The 18,333-nt window shown below is 60.4% G+C and carries 17 protein-coding genes; 9 read left to right on the top strand and 8 right to left on the bottom strand.

The window, feature by feature from the left end; all coding sequences use genetic code 11:
* Positions 1-558: 558 nt before the first annotated feature.
* Both ABD837_RS19315 and ABD837_RS19310 read left to right on the top strand, forming a co-directional pair.
* Positions 559-1,125, top strand: coding sequence for a helix-turn-helix domain-containing protein (locus tag ABD837_RS19315; protein ID WP_345057796.1), 567 nt, complete (start codon positions 559-561; stop codon positions 1,123-1,125).
* 205 nt (positions 1,126-1,330) lie between these two features.
* The gene (locus ABD837_RS19310) at positions 1,331-1,756 is read left to right on the top strand and encodes a hypothetical protein (RefSeq protein ID WP_345057794.1); all 426 of its coding nucleotides are present in this window, start codon (positions 1,331-1,333) and stop codon (positions 1,754-1,756) included.
* A gap of 266 nt (positions 1,757-2,022) precedes the next feature.
* On the opposite strand, the gene ABD837_RS19305 is transcribed toward ABD837_RS19310, so the two are convergent.
* Together ABD837_RS19305 and ABD837_RS19300 are read right to left on the bottom strand one after the other, a co-directional pair.
* Positions 2,023-3,612 carry a peptide MFS transporter gene (locus ABD837_RS19305; RefSeq protein ID WP_345057792.1) on the bottom strand — a complete coding sequence of 530 codons (1,590 nt, stop codon included), beginning with the start codon at positions 3,610-3,612 and terminating at the stop codon, positions 2,023-2,025.
* A gap of 244 nt (positions 3,613-3,856) precedes the next feature.
* Complete coding sequence (locus ABD837_RS19300; protein WP_345057790.1) at positions 3,857-4,780, bottom strand: helix-turn-helix domain-containing protein; 924 nt, start codon at positions 4,778-4,780, stop codon at positions 3,857-3,859.
* Between the two features lie 241 nt (positions 4,781-5,021).
* Here ABD837_RS19300 and pckA point away from each other — a divergent pair, with 241 nt between their 5' ends.
* Positions 5,022-6,647 carry a phosphoenolpyruvate carboxykinase (ATP) gene (gene pckA, locus ABD837_RS19295; RefSeq protein ID WP_345057788.1) on the top strand — a complete coding sequence of 542 codons (1,626 nt, stop codon included), beginning with the start codon at positions 5,022-5,024 and terminating at the stop codon, positions 6,645-6,647.
* A 103-nt stretch (positions 6,648-6,750) separates the two neighbouring features.
* On the opposite strand, the gene ABD837_RS19290 is transcribed toward pckA, so the two are convergent.
* Entirely contained in the window at positions 6,751-7,824 is a 1,074-nt protein-coding gene (locus tag ABD837_RS19290) for a hypothetical protein (RefSeq protein WP_345057786.1), read from the bottom strand.
* Between the two features lie 124 nt (positions 7,825-7,948).
* On the opposite strand from ABD837_RS19290, the gene ABD837_RS19285 reads away from it, so the two are divergent.
* Positions 7,949-8,650 (top strand): 16S rRNA (uracil(1498)-N(3))-methyltransferase, encoded by a 702-nt coding sequence (locus tag ABD837_RS19285; RefSeq protein ID WP_345057784.1) that lies wholly within the window; start codon positions 7,949-7,951, stop codon positions 8,648-8,650.
* Here ABD837_RS19285 and ABD837_RS19280 read toward each other — a convergent pair.
* The 5 genes from ABD837_RS19280 to ABD837_RS19260 all read right to left on the bottom strand — a co-directional run bounded on the left by ABD837_RS19280 (position 8,639) and on the right by ABD837_RS19260 (position 12,812).
* Positions 8,639-9,139: a hypothetical protein gene (locus ABD837_RS19280; RefSeq protein WP_345057782.1), complete on the bottom strand. Its 501-nt coding sequence runs from the start codon at positions 9,137-9,139 to the stop codon at positions 8,639-8,641. The two genes, ABD837_RS19285 and ABD837_RS19280, sit on opposite strands and share 12 nt — an antisense overlap.
* 21 nt (positions 9,140-9,160) lie before the next feature.
* Entirely contained in the window at positions 9,161-10,603 is a 1,443-nt protein-coding gene (locus ABD837_RS19275) for an RtcB family protein (protein ID WP_345057780.1), read from the bottom strand.
* A gap of 40 nt (positions 10,604-10,643) precedes the next feature.
* Positions 10,644-11,201: a hypothetical protein gene (locus ABD837_RS19270; RefSeq protein ID WP_345057776.1), complete on the bottom strand. Its 558-nt coding sequence runs from the start codon at positions 11,199-11,201 to the stop codon at positions 10,644-10,646.
* A 219-nt stretch (positions 11,202-11,420) separates the two neighbouring features.
* Positions 11,421-12,137: a hypothetical protein gene (locus ABD837_RS19265; RefSeq protein ID WP_345057773.1), complete on the bottom strand. Its 717-nt coding sequence runs from the start codon at positions 12,135-12,137 to the stop codon at positions 11,421-11,423.
* Between the two features lie 93 nt (positions 12,138-12,230).
* Positions 12,231-12,812 carry a Crp/Fnr family transcriptional regulator gene (locus tag ABD837_RS19260; protein WP_345057770.1) on the bottom strand — a complete coding sequence of 194 codons (582 nt, stop codon included), beginning with the start codon at positions 12,810-12,812 and terminating at the stop codon, positions 12,231-12,233.
* A 158-nt stretch (positions 12,813-12,970) separates the two neighbouring features.
* Between ABD837_RS19260 and ABD837_RS19255 the strand changes: the two genes are divergently transcribed.
* From ABD837_RS19255 to ABD837_RS19235, 5 genes are all read left to right on the top strand, one after another.
* The gene (locus ABD837_RS19255; protein ID WP_345057767.1) at positions 12,971-13,633 is read left to right on the top strand and encodes a DUF4159 domain-containing protein; all 663 of its coding nucleotides are present in this window, start codon (positions 12,971-12,973) and stop codon (positions 13,631-13,633) included.
* Between the two features lie 63 nt (positions 13,634-13,696).
* The gene (locus ABD837_RS19250) at positions 13,697-14,275 is read left to right on the top strand and encodes a biliverdin-producing heme oxygenase (RefSeq protein WP_345057764.1); all 579 of its coding nucleotides are present in this window, start codon (positions 13,697-13,699) and stop codon (positions 14,273-14,275) included.
* Positions 14,257-16,575 (top strand): ATP-binding protein, encoded by a 2,319-nt coding sequence (locus tag ABD837_RS19245; RefSeq protein WP_345057762.1) that lies wholly within the window; start codon positions 14,257-14,259, stop codon positions 16,573-16,575. The genes ABD837_RS19250 and ABD837_RS19245 overlap by 19 nt, the downstream gene beginning before the upstream one ends.
* Positions 16,576-17,019 (top strand): response regulator, encoded by a 444-nt coding sequence (locus ABD837_RS19240; protein ID WP_345057759.1) that lies wholly within the window; start codon positions 16,576-16,578, stop codon positions 17,017-17,019.
* A gap of 23 nt (positions 17,020-17,042) precedes the next feature.
* The gene (locus ABD837_RS19235; protein ID WP_345057757.1) at positions 17,043-18,326 is read left to right on the top strand and encodes a sensor histidine kinase; all 1,284 of its coding nucleotides are present in this window, start codon (positions 17,043-17,045) and stop codon (positions 18,324-18,326) included.
* Positions 18,327-18,333 lie beyond the last annotated feature (7 nt).

Below are 18,333 nucleotides of genomic sequence, written 5' to 3'. Positions count from 1 at the left end.
ACGACCGCCGTTTGGGTGAAGAGGACACGCGGGTCCAGGGCCCTGGCCAGCTGGGCTTGCCCCCAGCTGGGGCCGGCCACGCCGCCGAGCAGGGCCATGAGCAGTAACGTGAAGTGGAGGGAGGCCGAACAATTCTTCATGCAAAGGGAGAGAGTGAGCCAAGCAGGGTGGGACCTTGGCAACGTGAAATCAGGAGAGCAAGCTACCACCTTACTGGGCGCAGCGCGCTCATCGAAAGGGTTCACAAAAACGGTGGAATTCGTAGTCTACTAACTTTTCGCAAGTTAGTCCGCTTAACGAAACCATACCCACCAAAAAAGCCCCGCCAGCTACTGGCGGGGCTTTCTGTTTCTTCAGCGGCTGAAGCGGCAGGGTGGCCGGGCGGGTTGTTAGTAAAGCCAGCCTGCCCGAAATGCGCGGGCCGAGCCCCTACCGGCAGCCCAGCTACCGCTACGGGGGGGGCTCAAAAAAATGGCGACTAAAATTTGAGTCCTCCCCGAGGGGGGACTCAAAATATAAGGCCCTGTAATTTTGAGTCCCCCCATGCGTTAGCTCCCCATGACTGAGCTTCCCTGCGCCTCCGACCAGCGCCTGACCACCACCCGCGCCCACTTCGGCCTGAGCCAGCGCGAGGCGGCCCACCTGCTGGGCACCACCCAAACCCGCATCAACCACGCCGAAATTGGCCGGCGGCCCCTGCCCTACGCCGCCGACCAGCGCCTGCGGGCCTTGCACGCCCTCGTGCTGGCCGCCCCCGCCGGGCCACCCGCCCCCACCCCCGACGAAGCCGACGACCTGGGCCCGGCCATTGGCCGGCTGGCCGACTGCCGCTACGCCGCCGCCCGGCTGGCCCACCGCCTGGCCCAGGTGCTGCCCGCCCGCGCGGCCCCGGCCCGGCAGCGGCTGGGGGCCGCCACCGCCGTGCCCGCCGCCCTCGCTCCGGCCGCCGACCCGCTGCCGCCCCAGCGCCTCGGGGCCCAGCAGGCGCAGTGGGCGCTGCTGCTCAGCCAGGCCCGGCAGGAACTGCTTGGCACCAGCGGCCGGGCACCTACCCTGCTGGCCCAGGCCCGCCTGGCCGGCCTGCGCGCCGAAGCCGCCGTGCTGGCCGCCGCCCTCGAAGCGTAGGGGCGGGCCCGCGCCGGATTATTCGTAGGGACACGCAATAAAGAAGGATAGCAGTGGTTGTATGCCGCAATGGAGCCGTTTAGGAATAGGTCGAAACGTCAGGCTTCGACCATGCGGGACACTGGCTGAAGCCTGACGCTTCAGCGGCCTCTTATTCGCTCAGCATTTTTCCTTTCACTTTTTTCCACATCAACCAATTCCTGCCATGTCCTACACCGATGCCCAAATCGTAGCGGCGCTCCTCACCAAGGCCGAATGCGACCGATTCACGGTCTTCCTGACCAACAGCAAATCCACGGCCGAGTACCAGCGCCTGGGCCTGACCAATTCCGTGGCCAACTTCGACAGCGCCGAAGGCCGCGCCACCGAAATCACGCGCCTCACCACTCAAAACGCGGCCCGCACGCTGGAGGTCGCCGCCATCACCGAGCCGGAAGCGAAGGCGAAGGCCAAAGCCGAGCTGCTGGCCGACGAAACCCGGCTCAATAACCTGGTGCTGAAAACCTACAAGCAGGGCGGCGACGACAAGGCCGAACGCATGTTCGACGCCAACACCGCCGACAGCCGCCTGACCCGCGCCGATGTGCTGCTGCCGCTGGTAGCCACCCGCAAAGCCGAGTTGCCCGCTTAATGCCCCATGGCCGGACCGCGCCCTTCTCCAACGCAAAAGCCCTTTTGGCCGTGTGGCCGAAAGGGCTTTTGCATTGGGGGCCATTACGCTCCTGACGAAGTAGGGTGCGGGGCTTGCCCCCGCCCGTCGTTGAACGATTGGTCCGGATTTCGTTCAACGACGGGCGGGGGCAAGCCCCGCACCCTACTTGGCTAGGAGCAGGTAAAGAAAAAGGCCCCCGACGCAGTAGCATCGGGGGCCTTTATAGCAGTTATTAGCAATGGTGCTTAAGCTTGTTCCAGCATGGGAGTAACCCCGGTAGCGGGCTCATCTTCCATCATTTTGGTCAGCTTGCGGTAGATGAGAAGCAGCAGGAAGGCCGTGGCGCCGCATAGCACCACGAACACCATGAAGAACTCGTAAAGGCCGGTAATCTCGAAGCCCGCGAAGTGCGGAGCGGGCTTGCCCGGCTCGGGGTACAGCGCACCCAGCGTACCCGAGAACTTGTTGCCGGTGGCAATGGCCAGGAACCACACGGCCATCATCAGCGAAGCCACGCGGGCGGGGGCCAGCTTGTTCACCAGCGCCAGGCCGATGGGCGACAGGCACAGCTCACCAAACGTATGTACCAAGTACATGGCCGTGAGCCAGAACATGCTCACCTTGGTGGTCGCCGTCACGTCCTTTACGCCAAAGGCGATGATGAGGTAGCCCACAGCCAGCAGCGCCAGGCCATAAGCCATTTTCAGGGGTGAGGAAGGCTCCCAGCCGCGCTTGCTCAGCCAGGTCCAGAGCACGGCGAACACCGGGGCGAAGAGGATGATGCCGAACGGGTTGATGGTTTGGAAGAACGACGCCGGCACCAGGAAGGAGCCCAGCTGCCGGTCGGTTTGCTTGTCGGCGAAGGTGGTGAGCGAGTTGCCGGCCTGCTCGAAAGCGGCCCAGAAGAAAATCACGAAGAAGCCGATGATGAGGACCACGTTGATTTTGCGGCGCTCGACGGGCGTGAGGGATTTATCGGCCAGCACGGCAATAGGCACCACCACCATGGCCGAATAGATGAGCGAATCGATGATTTTCTGGTCAAGCACCAGGAAGTACAGCAAGGCAAACACGCCGGCAAACAGAGCCACCAGCATCAGGTTCTTGCGGTTGCTAACGGCGGCATCGGCGGCGCTTTGGGCCGGCAAACGCTCCGGCTTGGCTCCCAGTGGCCCGCCTTCGGGGGTTACCACAAACCTGCCCTTCAGGAACTCGAACGTGGCCGTGCCCAGCAGCATGCCGATACCGGCCAGCAGGAAGCCCCACTTGAAATCGGCCGGGCGGCCCGTATCGCCGAAGTAGCCGCATATGATGGGCGCGAACGTGGCTCCCACGTTGATGCCCATGTAGAAAATGGTGTAGGCCACGTCAATACGCCGGTCGCGGGCCGGGTAAAGGTTACCCACCATGCTGGAAATGTTGGGCTTGAAGAAGCCGTTGCCGAAGATGAGCAGCGCTAGGCCGGTGTAGAAGGCCATGTGCGAAAAACCGACGTTTTGGTAGGCACTCGCCGAAGCGAAGAGCACGAACTGCGCCAGGGCCATCATCAGGCCGCCAATCATAATTGAGCGCCGGTTGCCCCAGTAGCGGTCGGCTACGTAGCCGCCGAGCAGCGGCGTGAGGTACACCAGGCCCAGGTACGAGCCGTACAGGTTCGAGGAATCGGCTTCGCTAAACAGCAGGGCCTTTACCATGTACAGCTTCATGATGGCCCGCATGCCATAGAAGGAGAACCGCTCCCACATTTCGGTGGTGAACAGCACGGACAAGCCCTTGGGGTGGCTCGTGGATTCCGCCGACAGCGGTTGCTCGGTCTGAGCAGGAACAGTTTGCATAGAGGAAACTAGGGTGGGAAATGAGATGATGACGGGTAAAACCGGCTCCAATGCGCAAGTAATGCAGTACGGGCACGGTAAAGCTAGGAAAGTTTCGGGATTGTGCGCCTTTTGATAAGTAATACCAGCGCCGATGCCCTTTGTCATCCTGAGCGCAGCGAAGGACCTTATCACATCTGCGATAACGGCCGCGCCAATGAGAACTACGGCAGTGGTTCAAGCGTGACAAGGTCCTTCGCTGCGCTCAGGATGACAAGGCAGCATCCCCCTTTCCGGCCTTGCCTGCACCCTCGCTGCGGTAGGCTTTGGCGCGGTAAGCCCCGGGCGCGAGCCCGGTTTGCTTGCGAAAAAACCGGGCGAAGTAACCCGGGTCGACGAACTGCAGCGCGTAGGCAATTTCGGCCACCGAGAGCGAGGTATATAATAAGTAGTTGTGCGCCTTGCGAATGGTATGCGCCTGCACAACCTGCTGGGCCGTTTTGCCCTTCACGGCCTGGCAGATGCGGTTGAGGTGCACCTGGGTAATCTTGAGCTCGTGGGCATAGTCTGAGATTTTGCGGCTAAAATCTTGGGTGCGCTCAATGGCTTTCTGAAACTCGCGGTAATAGTGCAGCGCGCGGTTGGGACTCTCCTGCTTGCGGCGGTTGTGCTGCAGCAGGCGGAAAATCTTCACAAACAGCAGCTTGAAAAAGCCGTTCAGCGCGAGCTGCTTGCCCGGCAGCTCGGCATGAATTTCCTGGTGAATCTGCATCTCCAGGTCGAGCAAATCACCGAAGGTGACTTCCGTGTTGAAATCCGACAGGATGTGCACCGAGTTCAACTCGACCAGCACGCCGGGCGAGGCCTGGAGAATGGTATCGAGCAGGGCCTCGGAGAGCGTGAGTGTGCGCCCGCGCACCTGCGGGCTGAACGTAAAGCCGTGCACCGTGTTGGCCGGAATGATGACCAGGCAGGGCGTGCGCAGCGGCACGGGTTCGGGGGCCTCGAAGGCGGCACGGCCGGCCTCGAGAAAGAACAGCTGGAATAAGTTTTCGTGCAGGTGGGGCTTGAGGCCCCAATCGGTGGCCCGGGGGCGCGGCGCGATGAGCTGGCTCTGCAGGTAATCGTGCGAGAGCTGGGCCTTGTCGTCGCCGTAGAGGCCGTGGTAGCGAGCAATGTGGGTGGGCATGGTAGGCAGAAAAAAGCAGGGACAAAGCAAACCAATTGCCGGCCTATGCGTAAGGGCCTGTCCAACGATTTGGCCTCCTGACGTCCCGTAGGGGGCGTTGCGAAACTAAAAACCATTGGATGAACGACGACAGGTTTAATTTGTCCCAGTAAAGAAACGAATTGTTTCACTACTGTCAGCCCGTCCGATTCTACCTTTGTATTCTCAATTGCGAGTATTCCCACCCAACCCCTTCGTAGTCATGTCCGCAGCTCCCACCAATGCCGCCGATGTCCGGAATCGTTTGCAGCCCCTGGGCTTCACCGATACCGCTACCGTTCACCTCAATTTAACGCCTGCCGAGCTCGTTGAGCACGCTTTGCGCAACGGCGAGGGCTCCCTCACCGACAACGGCGCCCTGATGGCCGACACCGGCAAATTCACCGGCCGCTCGCCTAAAGACCGGTTTGTGGTGAAGGACGCCAACACCGCCGACAGCGTGTGGTGGGGCGACATCAACATTCCTTTCGAGTCCGATAAGTTCGACCAGCTGCACCAGAAAATGGTGGCTTACCTGGCCGACAAGGACCTGTATGTGCGCGAAGCCTACGCCGGCGCCAACCCCGACTACCAGCTGAAGCTGCGCGTGGTGAACGAGCAGGCCTGGCACAACCTGTTTTGCTACAACATGTTCCTGCGCCCCACCGAAGGCGCGGACACGAGCTGGACGCCTGACTTCAGCATCATCTGCGCCCCCGGCTTTGAAGCCGACCCGGCCGTGGACGGCACCCGCCAGCCCAACTTCGCCATCATCAACTTCACCAAGAAGATGATTCTGATTGGCGGCACGGGCTACGCCGGCGAGATGAAAAAAGGCATTTTTGGCGTGCTGAACTACCTGCTGCCCCACGAGCACAGCACGCTGAGCATGCACTGCTCGGCTAACGTGGGCGAAAAAGGCGACACGGCCGTGTTCTTCGGCCTGTCGGGCACCGGCAAAACCACCCTCTCGGCCGACCCCAACCGCGGCCTCATCGGCGACGACGAGCACGGCTGGACGCCCGACGCCGGCATCTTCAACTTTGAGGGCGGATGCTACGCCAAGGTGATTGATTTGAGCCAGGAGAAAGAGCCCCAGATTTGGGACGCCATCCGCTTCGGCTCCATCGTGGAGAACACGCGCTTTATTCCCGGCACCCACACCGTGGACTACGCCAACAAGTCGGTGACGGAGAACACCCGCACCGCCTACCCCATCAACTTCATCGACAACGCCATCGAGCCCGGCGTGGCCGATGCGCCGAAGAACATTTTCTTCCTCACGGCCGATGCTTTCGGGGTGATTCCGCCCATCAGCAAGCTCGATAAGAGCCACGCCATGTACCTGTTCATGTCGGGCTACACCGCCAAGGTAGCTGGCACCGAAATGGGCGTGACGGAGCCGCAAACCACGTTCTCGGCCTGCTTCGGCGCAGTATTCCTGCCTTTGCACCCCACCAAGTACGCCGAGATGCTGGGCCAGAAGATGGACGAAAACCCCGACATCAACGTGTGGCTCATCAACACCGGCTGGACCGGCGGCAGCTACGGCACCGGCTCGCGTATGAAGCTGCCCTACACCCGGGCCATGATTACGGCTGCGCTGAATGGCCAGCTCGACGAGGTGAAGTTCACCAAGCACCCCGTGTTTGGCATGATGGTGCCTGGCGCGGTGCCCGGCGTGCCCTCCGAAATTCTGGACCCGCGCAACACCTGGGCCGATAAAGAAGCCTACGACAAAACCGCCAACTCGCTGGCCGAGAAGTTCGTGACCAACTTCCAGAAGTACGCCGAGTACGCCAACGAAGAAATCCTGGCCGGCGCCCCGCGCGTGGCTGTAGAAGCATAACCTTTCTTACCCCACACTTCCCCTCTTTCACTCACCCGCTAAAAACCCCGTCAGTTGCAGCTGACGGGGTTTTTGCGTTTTAGCGAGGTTTATGACGCGGTTTTTAATATCCTATTCGCATATTATTAATGGCAGGGTCTGCTTTATCAACCTGGAATCTCATTTTAAAAGCATCGGATTGTGCATTCCACCATTCAACCAAAAGCTGCCGAGCCGTTTCGGAGGTGCAGATAGTAAGTCCTTCAGCATTGAGATAATATTGAATCCGGCTTTCATCTATATTTTCTAAAAAGGTTGCAATTGATAAAACTTCACCCCCAACCCCAATGCAGTTTTTACATCCAAATTCTGTACTCCAACGTCCCCAGAATTTCTTTTCGTGAAAGAGTGCATTCTCCACATGGATATCTGGTCGGTTCAGGCTTTTGATGGCTTGCAGAATCCCCAAAATCTGCTCGTCATCACTACTTAATTTGCTTTCTTCAGCCGCTACTTTTTCTTCAAGCCGGGTTCGATGAATTACACGAGGGTAAGGAAAAACTGTTTCACTAATCCTCTTCGGAATATTTCGCTCCTGCTGAATCGGCAGCCCCGGAAGATTCTGAAGTTTCAAAGCATTGACAAGAATCCAGGAGTTATCTGAAGGCTTGGCTAATAATGTGAAATAATTAGGCACATCCGATTGCCAAGGGTCGCGCATTAGTAAGTGAATAACAGCAGGAGATAATTCGGAAGAGTTCAGCAACGACAACAGTGCTTGGCGTGCTTTTTTACTGGTGAATTCTTCATAAAAACGGCCGGCTACAACACTGTTTATACCTATCAAGTGTAGGGTATACACGACCCCGTATTTGCCTTGTGGAGTAGCAGATGACTTCAGAAATTCCATCAGCGGCTTAATCGCAGTTTCTCCATGAGCTGCGATTGAATACATATCGTCAGTGTAGCCGATGTAATAAGCTTTGCCTGTTTCAACAAACTCCCACTTGCCATTGAGACGGTGAATTAGCGTGTCAACAGCAGTAACGGTATCAATAGGCACTTCCATTCCGGAGCCTTCGGTCGGCCGGTGAGCATATTTTCCTTTTGGTAACGGCTCAACCCTGGTGGCAGCTTGAGGAAGAAATTTGGGTGAGCAACCAACCAAAAATAGCAGGATAAACAGGGTGTTTTTCATATCCAAATCACGCGTAAACAAGAAAACACGCAGTTAACACTCATTCGACAAAAGTCCTGCAATCACTGACTGCCCTAAGTTAATAGTTATCGAAATTACCGCCTGCTGCCCGAACTTCGCCCCCATGCTCACCTGCTTCGCTCCCGACCTTACGCCTGCCGCCGCCACCTACCAGCTTTCCGAAGAGGAGAGCAAACACGCTGTGCGGGTGCTGCGCTTGGGCGCGGGCGATGAAGTAGCGTTGGTAGACGGCCGTGGCGGCCTCTACACAGCCGCTGTGGCCGACGCCAACCCCAAGCGCTGCCAGTTGCGCATTACCCACCACGAAGCAGTAGCGCCCCGCGCGCACTTCACCCACGTAGCGGTGGCGCCCACCAAAAACCTCGACCGCATGGAGTGGTTCGTGGAAAAAGCCGTGGAAGTGGGCGTTGAGCGCATCAGCTTCCTGCGTTGCGCCCGCTCTGAGCGCCGCGAGCTGAAGCTAGAGCGGCTGGAGAAAATTGCCATCAGCGCCCTGAAGCAGTCGGGGCAGGCGTGGCTGCCGCAGCTGGACGAGCTACAGGATTTCGGCGCTTTCGTGGCGGGCACTGCGCCCGAAACCACCTACATCGCGCACCTGGAGGAAGGCGAGCGCACGGCGCTGACGCAGGTAGTCGGCGCGGGAGCAAGCTGTTGTGTGCTCATTGGGCCTGAAGGAGACTTTACGCCGCAGGAAATTGCACTGGCGCTGGCGAAAGGCATTCGGCCGGTGACGCTGGGCACCTCGCGGCTGCGCACCGAGACGGCGGCGTTAGCGGCAGTGTTTACCGCCCAGCTAGCGCACTGATTTCAAAGACTTCAGGTTTTTATCTCTAGTTAAGCTGGAATGGGGTAAGCGAAGCGTACTGAAGATTTCGGTTAATAAAATTTCTGCTCCATTTATGAGGTCATAACTGCGCAGAGTAATGTCAGTGCGGCCTTCACAATCATCTCCGCTTGTCATTATTACTCGCTGGCCTTCTTGGTAGTAAATTCTGGTGGCTTCGAGTACGGCCTTTGTCGTATCGCAGTCTTTTTTGATTACATACCAATTTGAGAACTCCTCATAGGTCAGGGATATGTTGCGTTTTCTTGAACGAATAACGCCGCCCTCAGTATCAATCCCTTGTAGCTTCCTGATTTTGAAATCCTTTGGAACGTTGAGGAGCCAGCCATGAGGAAGCTGAAGTACTTTCCAGCCCGATTGTATTGTTTTTGTTTGCGCGCGAACAATAGTAGTAGGAATGGCTGCGGTTAATATGAAGATGAGAGCAGTGGTGCGTAGGAATGGTAACATGATAATTTGTAGGTCATCCGGTTATTCCACGGTAAGCGCCGAGGTATCCTCCTGCGTGTCCACTCCTCCCTGGGCCGCCAACGCTGCCGCCGCTTTGGCCAGCTTCTTTTTGCGCCAGGGGGCGTCCTGCTCCCAGTCGCCGGCCATGATGCAGCCGTAGGGGTGGATTTCGTCGATGACGGTGGCCAGGTTGAAATCGGTGATTTGCTGCTTCACGTCCTCGGCATTTTTGTAGGCGCTGGGCAGCTCCGAAATATCAATGCGGTTAAAATAAAAGCGGGCGTCGATGCCCTGGGTTTCGGCTTCGAAAATGGCTTCGTTGGTTTGGCCAATTTTGCTGTATTTGTGGCGCGTGCGGCTAAGGTTGCGGCCCGCGCCGTGCGGAGCGAAGCCCAGGTTGTTGGTGGTGGTGTCGCCTTCCACAATCAGAATGGGCTGGGCCATGTTCAGCGGAATGATGCGCGGGCCGGTAATGTCGGGCATGAACTTGGCGGCTAGCGGCGTGGCGCCCTTGGCGTGGTAGAACACGTCGCCGTCGCGGAACACGAAGTTGTGCTCGTTCCAGTAGCGCTGCTGCACGGTGGCGGCCAGCTTGGCGGCAATGGCCTCGTGCAGCACCTCGTGGTTGCGCTTGGTCCATTTGCGCACAGTTTGCAGGGCATCCCAGTAGTTCACGCCTTCGGGCGTTTCGCTGGGAATCCAGGCGTTGTCGGGGGCGGTGGCGGGCGATATTTCGCGGCGGAAGAACTCGGCCACTTTCATCCCGTGGCCATACAGCACGGCTCCCACGCCGCGCGAGCCGTGGTGCGTTACGAGCATGGTGTCGCCAGTGGCTTTGGAGACGCCGACGTACAGAAAGTGGTTGCCGTCGCCCTGGGTGCCGAGGTGCTCGCGCGCCATTTTCAGGCTGCGCTCGGAGTTCAAAAACGGGTTGGCCTGCATCTCCGCCAGAATTTCAGCGGGTAGCGCAAACTGTTTTTCGGGGTCTCGCCCGCCGGGGCCGAAGTGCGTGATGGCCTGGGCCACGTCGAGCACCGTTTTGGGGTCAGTTTTGCCCAGGTTGCTCAGCATCACCGAGCAGCAGATGTCGGCTGAATGCATGCCCGGATGGATGGCGTTGCGCGTGGCCACCACCCCGCCCACCGGGATGGTACCCAGCGGCCCCGCCGGGCAGGCATCGGGCATAATAGCGCCGGCCACCACCGTGGGCGTGCGCATGAGCTGCTGCATCGACTGCCGCACGTAGTCGATGTTGGCTTGCTCAACGGCGGTATCGGCCCGGATGTTTTCGTAGAAATGCACCGGCGCATCCAGTAGCGGGATGACCGGCGCGGGTTTTACCGTATCGAGGTAGGCGTGCAGCGCGTCGCCAGTCAGGTCGTGGGCATTGATGTGCTCCAGCGCTTCCTTGAACCATTTGCCGGGCTTCAAACCCAAATCGAGTAAATCCTTGCCCGTTATCATTGGTCGTTGGTTTCAGTAATTAAAACAGCTGCTGGACAAATCAAGCCAATGCGGCGGGCTCAGCTACCGCCACGGGCACCGTCTGGTAAAACGCCCGCATAAACTGGCTGCGGTACACCAAGTGCATCACCAGCGCCACGGCGCCGTTGAAGGCGAACCCGAGCGCCAGCACGAAGGCGTGCATGAGCGGCACCTCGGCGCTGCCGCTGAGCCAGCCGCGGTAGAAGCTGAAGGTTTCGGCGAGCACCAGTAGTGGCAGCAGCCACAGCAACCGACGGCGGGCGGCGTCCGAGCGGTTTATCATGCGCATTGCCGTGAGTAGCGCGAGCAGGGCCAAGCCAATGTGCAGCAGGTAAAGTGGCCAGTGCGCCTCGCCCGGCACATAGCCCACGGCAACGCCGAACTTCTGCTGCGCGTCGGCCCAATGGCTCACCAGCCAGCCCAATTGCCCGAAAATGCCGGCATACGCCTGCACCAGCAGCGCCAGGCAGATGGCCTGCCACGTTTTGGCCTTGCGGTGCTGCCCGGCATCCTGCTGATAATTGTGGTAGAGGCCGAAAGCCAGAATGAGGAGGGCAATGATTTTGAAGCCGGTCATGAGCATTGCCCGTGGGGGTGTATTCGGGCCAAGCGAAAGTAAGCCGGTTCCGCTACTCCGGCGGCTCCGCGTGCGTAAGCACGCTGTTGAGTTGCGGCAGGATGCGCAGGAATGGGTGCGTCAGTTGGTGGGCGCCCGAGCAGCAGGCATTGTAAGATTGGGCCTGAAATGCGCCAGTGTCGCGACGAGGCGTAACCCCTGGAGCCTCACCTGCTACGGCTATGGCAACACCGCGCTCATAATTTCGGCGGCAACAGGTTTCGCAGCTGCTACCCACAGCCGACGAATGGCCGTGAGGTGCGCCAGCAGCACCAGCGGCACCACCACGCCCGGCAGCCACACAAACGGAAAATGCAGAACGGCCACGTTCGGCTGTTCGAAGCCAAATTGTTGCACTGGCGTGGGCGCTGACAGTACCGCATTCATCACAATGTTGAGCAGCGAAGCCAAACCCAGCACGTTCCAGAGCAACAAACCGCGCCGCCCCAGCCACCGCTGCCGAAAGGCCAGGAAATACACCAGCGGCGCAGTGATACCAGCCAGCACGTCCCAGTTGCGGCCCTCGAAGGTCATCAGCTGCGGCACGGCGTGGTGCAGGTAGAGACCGAAAAGCACCAGCTCCACCGGAATGCGCACGACGTGCAGCAGGGTCAGCACATCGAGGCGCAGGCCATCAAGAAAACGACGGCCGGCGGCCGTAGCCAGCAGCATCCCAGTAACCAGCAGCGGCGGTCCGAGGAGCAGTGCTAGCCGCGGCGGCACCGTGTTGCTGACGGTATAGAACCCACTGAGCCCGACGGCACCTTGCAGCAACAGCCACGCCCCCAGCCCGGCCAGCACGCGCCCCGACCGCCGCGCGGCTACATAAAACAGCCCAACTGCAAGGGCCGTGGTCAGTATAAACGTGAGTGGCAGCGCCAGCGGCAGGGTTTCCATTTCGGGTGGGCTTAGTTGCGGAATTCGTGTTACAAAACAACCCGCTGCCTTCGACCTGCCGCTTGCCATTTGGCAAGAAATCAGGGCATCTGCTTATTTCTTGCCACCGGCTTTACGGATGCGGCTCAGCGACGTGTCGGTGATGCCCAGGTAGGAGGCAATGTACTTGAGAGGCACGTGCAACAGCAGTTCGGGGTGGGCCTGCAGCAGGTGCTCGTAGCGCGCCGAGGCCGACTCGGTAATGGTGGCCAGCATGCGCGCCTTAAGCGCCGCGAAGCCCCGCACCAGCACCCCGCGCCCAAATTCCCGGAACTCACTGCGCGCGTGGAACAGCTCATTCAGCTGCTGGTAGCTCAGGCACCAGCCTTCGCAGTCGGTCAGGGCCTGAATGTATTCGAGCGAGGGCGTCCGGTTGAAAAACGAGGCGACTTCGAATACCACCTGGCCCGGGCCCGCCAAGCCCGTCGTCACTTCGGTGCCGTCAGGGTCGAGCGCAAACGAGCGCAGCAGGCCCCGGCTGATGAAGAAGTACGTGTCGCTCACCTGCCCGGCTTGCAGCAGGAAATCGTGACGGGAAAGATGCCGTAAGCTGAAACTGGCGGAGATTTCCACTGCCTGCACCGCGCTGATGGCCCCGGTGCTTTGTAGAAATTGCTGGAGTTGAAGTGTGGGCATGGAATGAGACAGCAAAGAATCAGAGGTGGGAAGTAGTGGCTTGGCGCTACTTTGCAGCCTTGCTACGCCCAATGGCCCCAACCACGGCCAGCAGGCCCGAACTTTCCGGCCCGGCTCGCAATTATAAGCCCATCCGGCTCAGCCGCGCTTCTCTACTTATGTTCAAATCCCTGCTGCTTTCTTTCGCGCTGCTGCTCACCCTCACGGCGGCGGCCCCGGCCCCTAGTTTCCGCATTGCCAAGCTGCACTACGGGGGCGGGGGCGACTGGTACGCCAACAAAACCTCGCTGCCCAACCTCATCAAATTCTGCAACCAGGCCCTGCACGCCAACATCGCGCCCGACGAAGCCACCGTGGAGCTCGATGCGCCCGAGCTGCTCTCCTACCCTTTCGTTCACATGACCGGGCACGGCAACGTGAGCTTCACCGACGCCGAGGCGCGCAACCTGCGCCGCTACCTCACCGGCGGTGGCTTTCTGCACATCGACGACAATTACGGGCTCGATAAATTCATCCGCCCCGAGATGAAAAAGGTGTTTCCCGAGCTTGAATTTGTGGAGCTGCCCTTCTCGCATCCCATCTACCACCAGAAATACCAGTTTCCCAGGGGCTTGCCCAAGGTGCACGAGCACGAAGGCAAGCGCGCCCAGGGTTTTGGCCTGCTGTACAAGGGCCGTTTGGTGTGCTTTTACTCCTACGAATGCGACCTCGGCAACGGCTGGGAAGACCAGGGCACGTACCCGGAGGACTCGCCCGCCGTACACGACACAGCCCTCCGCATGGGAGCCAACCTGGTCAGCTACGCCCTGACCCAGGATTAGCCCGAAAAGTGCGTTTATCGGGCGTCATCCAATTTTCGCAGCTTGAACTCATTGCAACCCCCGATGGCCGCTCCGGCCGAAAGCCCGGCCATACTCCCGCGTCTGCGTCTCGAAACCAGACCATTCCACGACGGAGTTGAATCCAATGCCTTCAACCAAGCCCTGACAAACGGCACCGTTACTGCCGCCCAAACCGCGCATTTTCTGGCCCGCATGTACGGCTTTGTCCAGCCCTACGAAGCTGCCCTGCACCGGCACGCCGCTGCCCTGGGCCCCGAGTGGCAGCTCGAGCAGCGCTACCGCGCCCCGCTCATTCTCGAAGACCTGGCCCGGTTGGGCTACCCCGGCCAGCCGCCGCTGTGCCCCACCCTGCCCCCGCTCGACACTCGTGCCCAGCTATTGGGCGCTATGTACGTGCTCGAAGGCTCGAGCTTGGGCGGGCAGGTGATTGCCCGCCACTTGGCTGCCGCGGGCATCGAAGGCCGCAGTTTCTTCGCGGGTCGTGCCGAGCGCACCGGCCCGCTCTGGAAGCAGTTTGGCCAATTGCTGGAAGCCGCCGCGGCTGCCGAAGACGCGGATGCCGTTGTGGCGTCGGCTATTCTCACGTTCCAAACCCTCGCCGCATGGCTCATTCAGGAGTAAAACTGTCCGACGAAACGCTGGTCGGTCAGCCCATCGACCTCAACAACTGCGACCGCGAGCCCATCCACATTCCCGGCCTGATTCAGCCTTATGGCTTTCTGCTGTGCCTCGATGAGCAGACGCGGCAGGTAGTGATGGCCAGCGCCAACACCCAGGACCTGCTGGGCGTTGCGCCCGAAGAATTGGTGGGCACCGGCCTGGGCCGTCTCATGGAGGCTGAGCAGCTGATTGAGGTCGAACGCCTCTGGCCGAGCATTACCGAGCAGGGCCGCCTGCTGGGCGTGCGCCTCGACCGCGTGCTGAACCGGCCCTTCTACAAGCTTATTCTGCACCGCTACGACGATTTGCTGTGGGTAGAAGGCGAGCCCGTGGCCGACACCACCGTGAGCGCGCTCGACCTGCCCACCCTCAACCTCACGCTGGGCAGCCTGCTGGGCGCGGCCACGACCCTCGGAATGTGCCAGGTAGCGGTGGAGCAAGTGCGTGCCCTCACCGGTTTCGACCGGGTGGCCGTGTACCGCTTCACCCCCGACGACAGCGGCGAGGTGATTGCCGAAGCCGTGCGAGAAGACCTGCCGCCCTGGCTGGGCATGCACTACCCGGCCACCGACATTCCGAAGCAGGCCCGGGCCATGTACCTCAAAAACTGGCTGCGCTTCATCCCCGACGCCTCGTACATGCCCACGCCGCTGGTGCCGGCCCGGCACCCCATGAGCAACCGCCCGCCCGACATGACCTACTCGGTGCTGCGCAGCGTGTCGCCCATCCACATTCAGTACCTGCACAACATGGGCTCGCAGGCCACCATGACCATCTCGCTCATCGAAGATGGCCGGCTGTGGGGCATGATTACCTGCCACCACCAAAGCCCGCGCCTGGTGAGTTACGAGCTGCGCGACCTGTGCCAGTTTCTGGGCAAAACCCTATCGGCGCTGCTCAAAACCAAGCAGCAGTACGACGAGCTGGCCTACCGCCAGCGCATTGCCGAAACCCAAACGCGCTTATTCGAGCTGGTGAGCACCCAGCCCAACTTCGTGGATGGCCTGCACCGCTTCTCGCCCACCCTGCTCGACGTGTTCGACTGCGGTGGGGCAGCCATTTGTTTCGAGGGCGAAACCATTCGGCTGGGCCACACGCCCACGCCCACACAGCTGGCCGACTTGGTGGACTGGCTCCGCGAGTTCGCCCCCAACGAGGAGGTGTTTCACACCGATTCCTACGCGCAGCTCAACCCAGCCGGGCGCGCCATTCGGGGCACAGCCAGCGGCATTCTGGCCATTCGGCTCGCCCAGGCACCCAACGAATACATTTTTTGGTTCCGGCCCGAGCAGCTGCAAACCGTGACCTGGGCCGGCCGCCACGAAAAAAACCAAACCACCGTCGACGGCCAAATTTTCCTTTCGCCCCGCCAGTCGTTCGAAGCCTGGAAGCAAGCGGTAGAAGACACAGCTGTGCCGTGGCAGCCGCTGGAAATTGCTGCCGCCCGCGACATCCGTCTGTTTATTTCCGACGTGCGGCTGAAAATATTTAACGAGCTCCAGGCCCGGGCCCGCAGCCTCACGGCTCTCAACACCGAGCTCGAGCGCAGCAACGAGGAGCTCGACTCGTTTGCCTACGTGGCCTCGCACGACCTGAAGGAGCCCCTGCGCGGCATCCACAACTACTCGCTGTTTTTGCTGGAGGACTACGCCGACAAGCTCGATGCCGAAGGCGTGAGCAAGCTGCGAACCCTGGTCCGCTTGAGCCAGCGCATGGAGGCCCTCATCGAGTCGCTGCTCCGGATTTCGCGCGCGGGCCGCGAGGAGCTCAACGTGGAGGAAGTGGACCTGAATGAGCTGCTGGCCGGGGTGCTTGAGCTGCTGGCGCCCCGCTTCGAGCAAACCGGCACCACCGTGGCGGTTCCCATTCCGCTGCCCACGCTGCGCTGCGACCCGGTGCGCCTGGGCGAAGTGTTCAATAACTTGCTCACCAACGCCCTGCGCTACAACGACCGGCCGGAGAAACACGTAGAAATCGGCGTTGCGCCAACCGCTCATCCACCCTATCACCGGCTGGTCGACACCACGGCCTTCGAGGTGCTGTATGTAAAAGACAACGGCATTGGCATCGATGCCCGCCACCACGAAAGCATCTTCCGCATTTTCAAGCGCTTGCACGGCCAGGACAAATACGGCGGTGGCACCGGGGCCGGCCTGGCCATCGTAAAGAAGATGCTGGACAAACATGGCGGCGAGCTCTGGGTTGAATCGGAACTGGGCCAGGGCGCAACGTTTTATTTCACTATCTCTAAATTATTGTAAGTGACTTCATCCCTTAAACCCGTACTCGTGGTGGAAGACAGCACCGAGGACTTTACCGCCCTGGGCCGTGCTTTTCGCAAGCACGCCCTGCAAAACCCGGTGTTTCGGTGCGAAGACGGCGACCAGGCCCTCGACTACCTGCTCGGCTACGGCGACCGCCCCAACTGGCCGTCGGCGCTGCCCGCCCTTATCCTGCTCGACCTGAACATGCCGGGCACCGACGGCCGCACCGTGCTTGGCACGTTAAAAGCGGACCCCAAACTAAATAAAATTCCGGTTATCGTCTTCACCACGTCGTCCAATGTGAAGGACATTGACGAATGCTACCGCCTGGGGGCCAACAGCTACATGACCAAACCCGTAAACTACCCGGCATTGGAAGAGAAAGTCCGGCTTATTGTGCGATATTGGCTGGAATCCAACGAACCACCCACCGTAAATTAGCCGCAGGCACAGTGCCTACCCGCGTGAAGAAGATATTAATTATTGACGATAACGCGCAGGACTGCCTGCTCTACCGGCGCTTTCTGGGCCTGCAGCCGGGCTTGGAGCGCCTCGAAATCCACGAAGCTTACAGCGGGGACGAGGGACTGGCTCTTTTTCGGGACGTGCGCCCCGATTGCGTGCTGCTCGATTATAACCTGCCCGATACTGATGGCCTGACCATGCTGGCCCAACTGGCCAAGCTGGTGCCCGAGCATGCCATGTGCGTGGTAATGATAACCGGCGACGGCAACGAGCGCTTGGCGGTACGCGCCCTCAACAGCGGCGCCCTCGACTACCTCGTGAAGCAGCAATTCGACAGCGAGCTACTGAACAAAACTGTTCGTTTTGCCATTGAGAAAAACGAATGGCGCCAATACGAGGCCCGCTATCACAGCGAGTTGAAAGGCATGAACCAAGAGCTGCGCGATTCCCTGGCCGAGCTCACCCGCACCCGCCAGGAGCGCGACGAGCGCAACGCCCTGCTCAACGCGGCCAACGAGGCCGTTGAGGCCCGCAACCGCCAGCTGGCCCGCACCAACCAGGACCTCGACAACTTTGTGTACGCTGCCAGCCACGACCTACGCCAGCCCGTGAACAACCTGCGCGGCCTGTTTGAGGAATTGCGCCGTTCGGCGGTGTTTCAGGACCCCGAACAAGCCCTCATCCTGCGGCTGTTCGACAATTCGCTCACCAGCCTGCACACTACCGTCACCGACCTGGCGGCCGTGGTGCAGGAGCAGCGCCAACAGGGCGAGCAGCTACCTGAGTTGGTGGCCCTGGGCCCGTTGCTGGCCGAGGTGCTGCAGTCGCTGGACCCGCAGATTGTGGCCTCCGAAGCGCGCATCAGCGCCGATTTCGGCGCCCTGGCCGACGTGCGGTATGCGCGCGGCAACCTGAGCACCATTCTGCTCAACCTGGTTAGCAATTCCATCAAGTACCGCCACCCTGGCCGCCCGCCCGAGGTATTCATCCGCTCCTACCACCACGATGGTTGTCCCGTGCTCGAAGTAGCCGACAACGGCCTGGGGCTGAACCTCGCGCAGCATGGCCACGAGCTGTTTCACTTGTTCCGGCGGTTTCACCCCAACGCGGGCGACGGCACCGGTGTCGGCTTGTTCCTGGTCAACCGCATTGTGCAGTACGAAGGCGGCCACATCGACGTGGAGAGTGAAGAAGGCCAAGGCACCACGTTCCGGGTGAAGCTGTGTGCCACCAGCCCCGCGCCCGCGCTCGTCTCCGAATCGGTGCAGCAAGCAGTTACCTAACGCGGTT

It is taken from the genome of Hymenobacter glaciei (genome assembly GCF_039539585.1).
GTDB lineage: Bacteria > Bacteroidota > Bacteroidia > Cytophagales > Hymenobacteraceae > Hymenobacter > Hymenobacter glaciei.
This window is presented reverse-complemented; position numbering and strand designations above follow the sequence as displayed.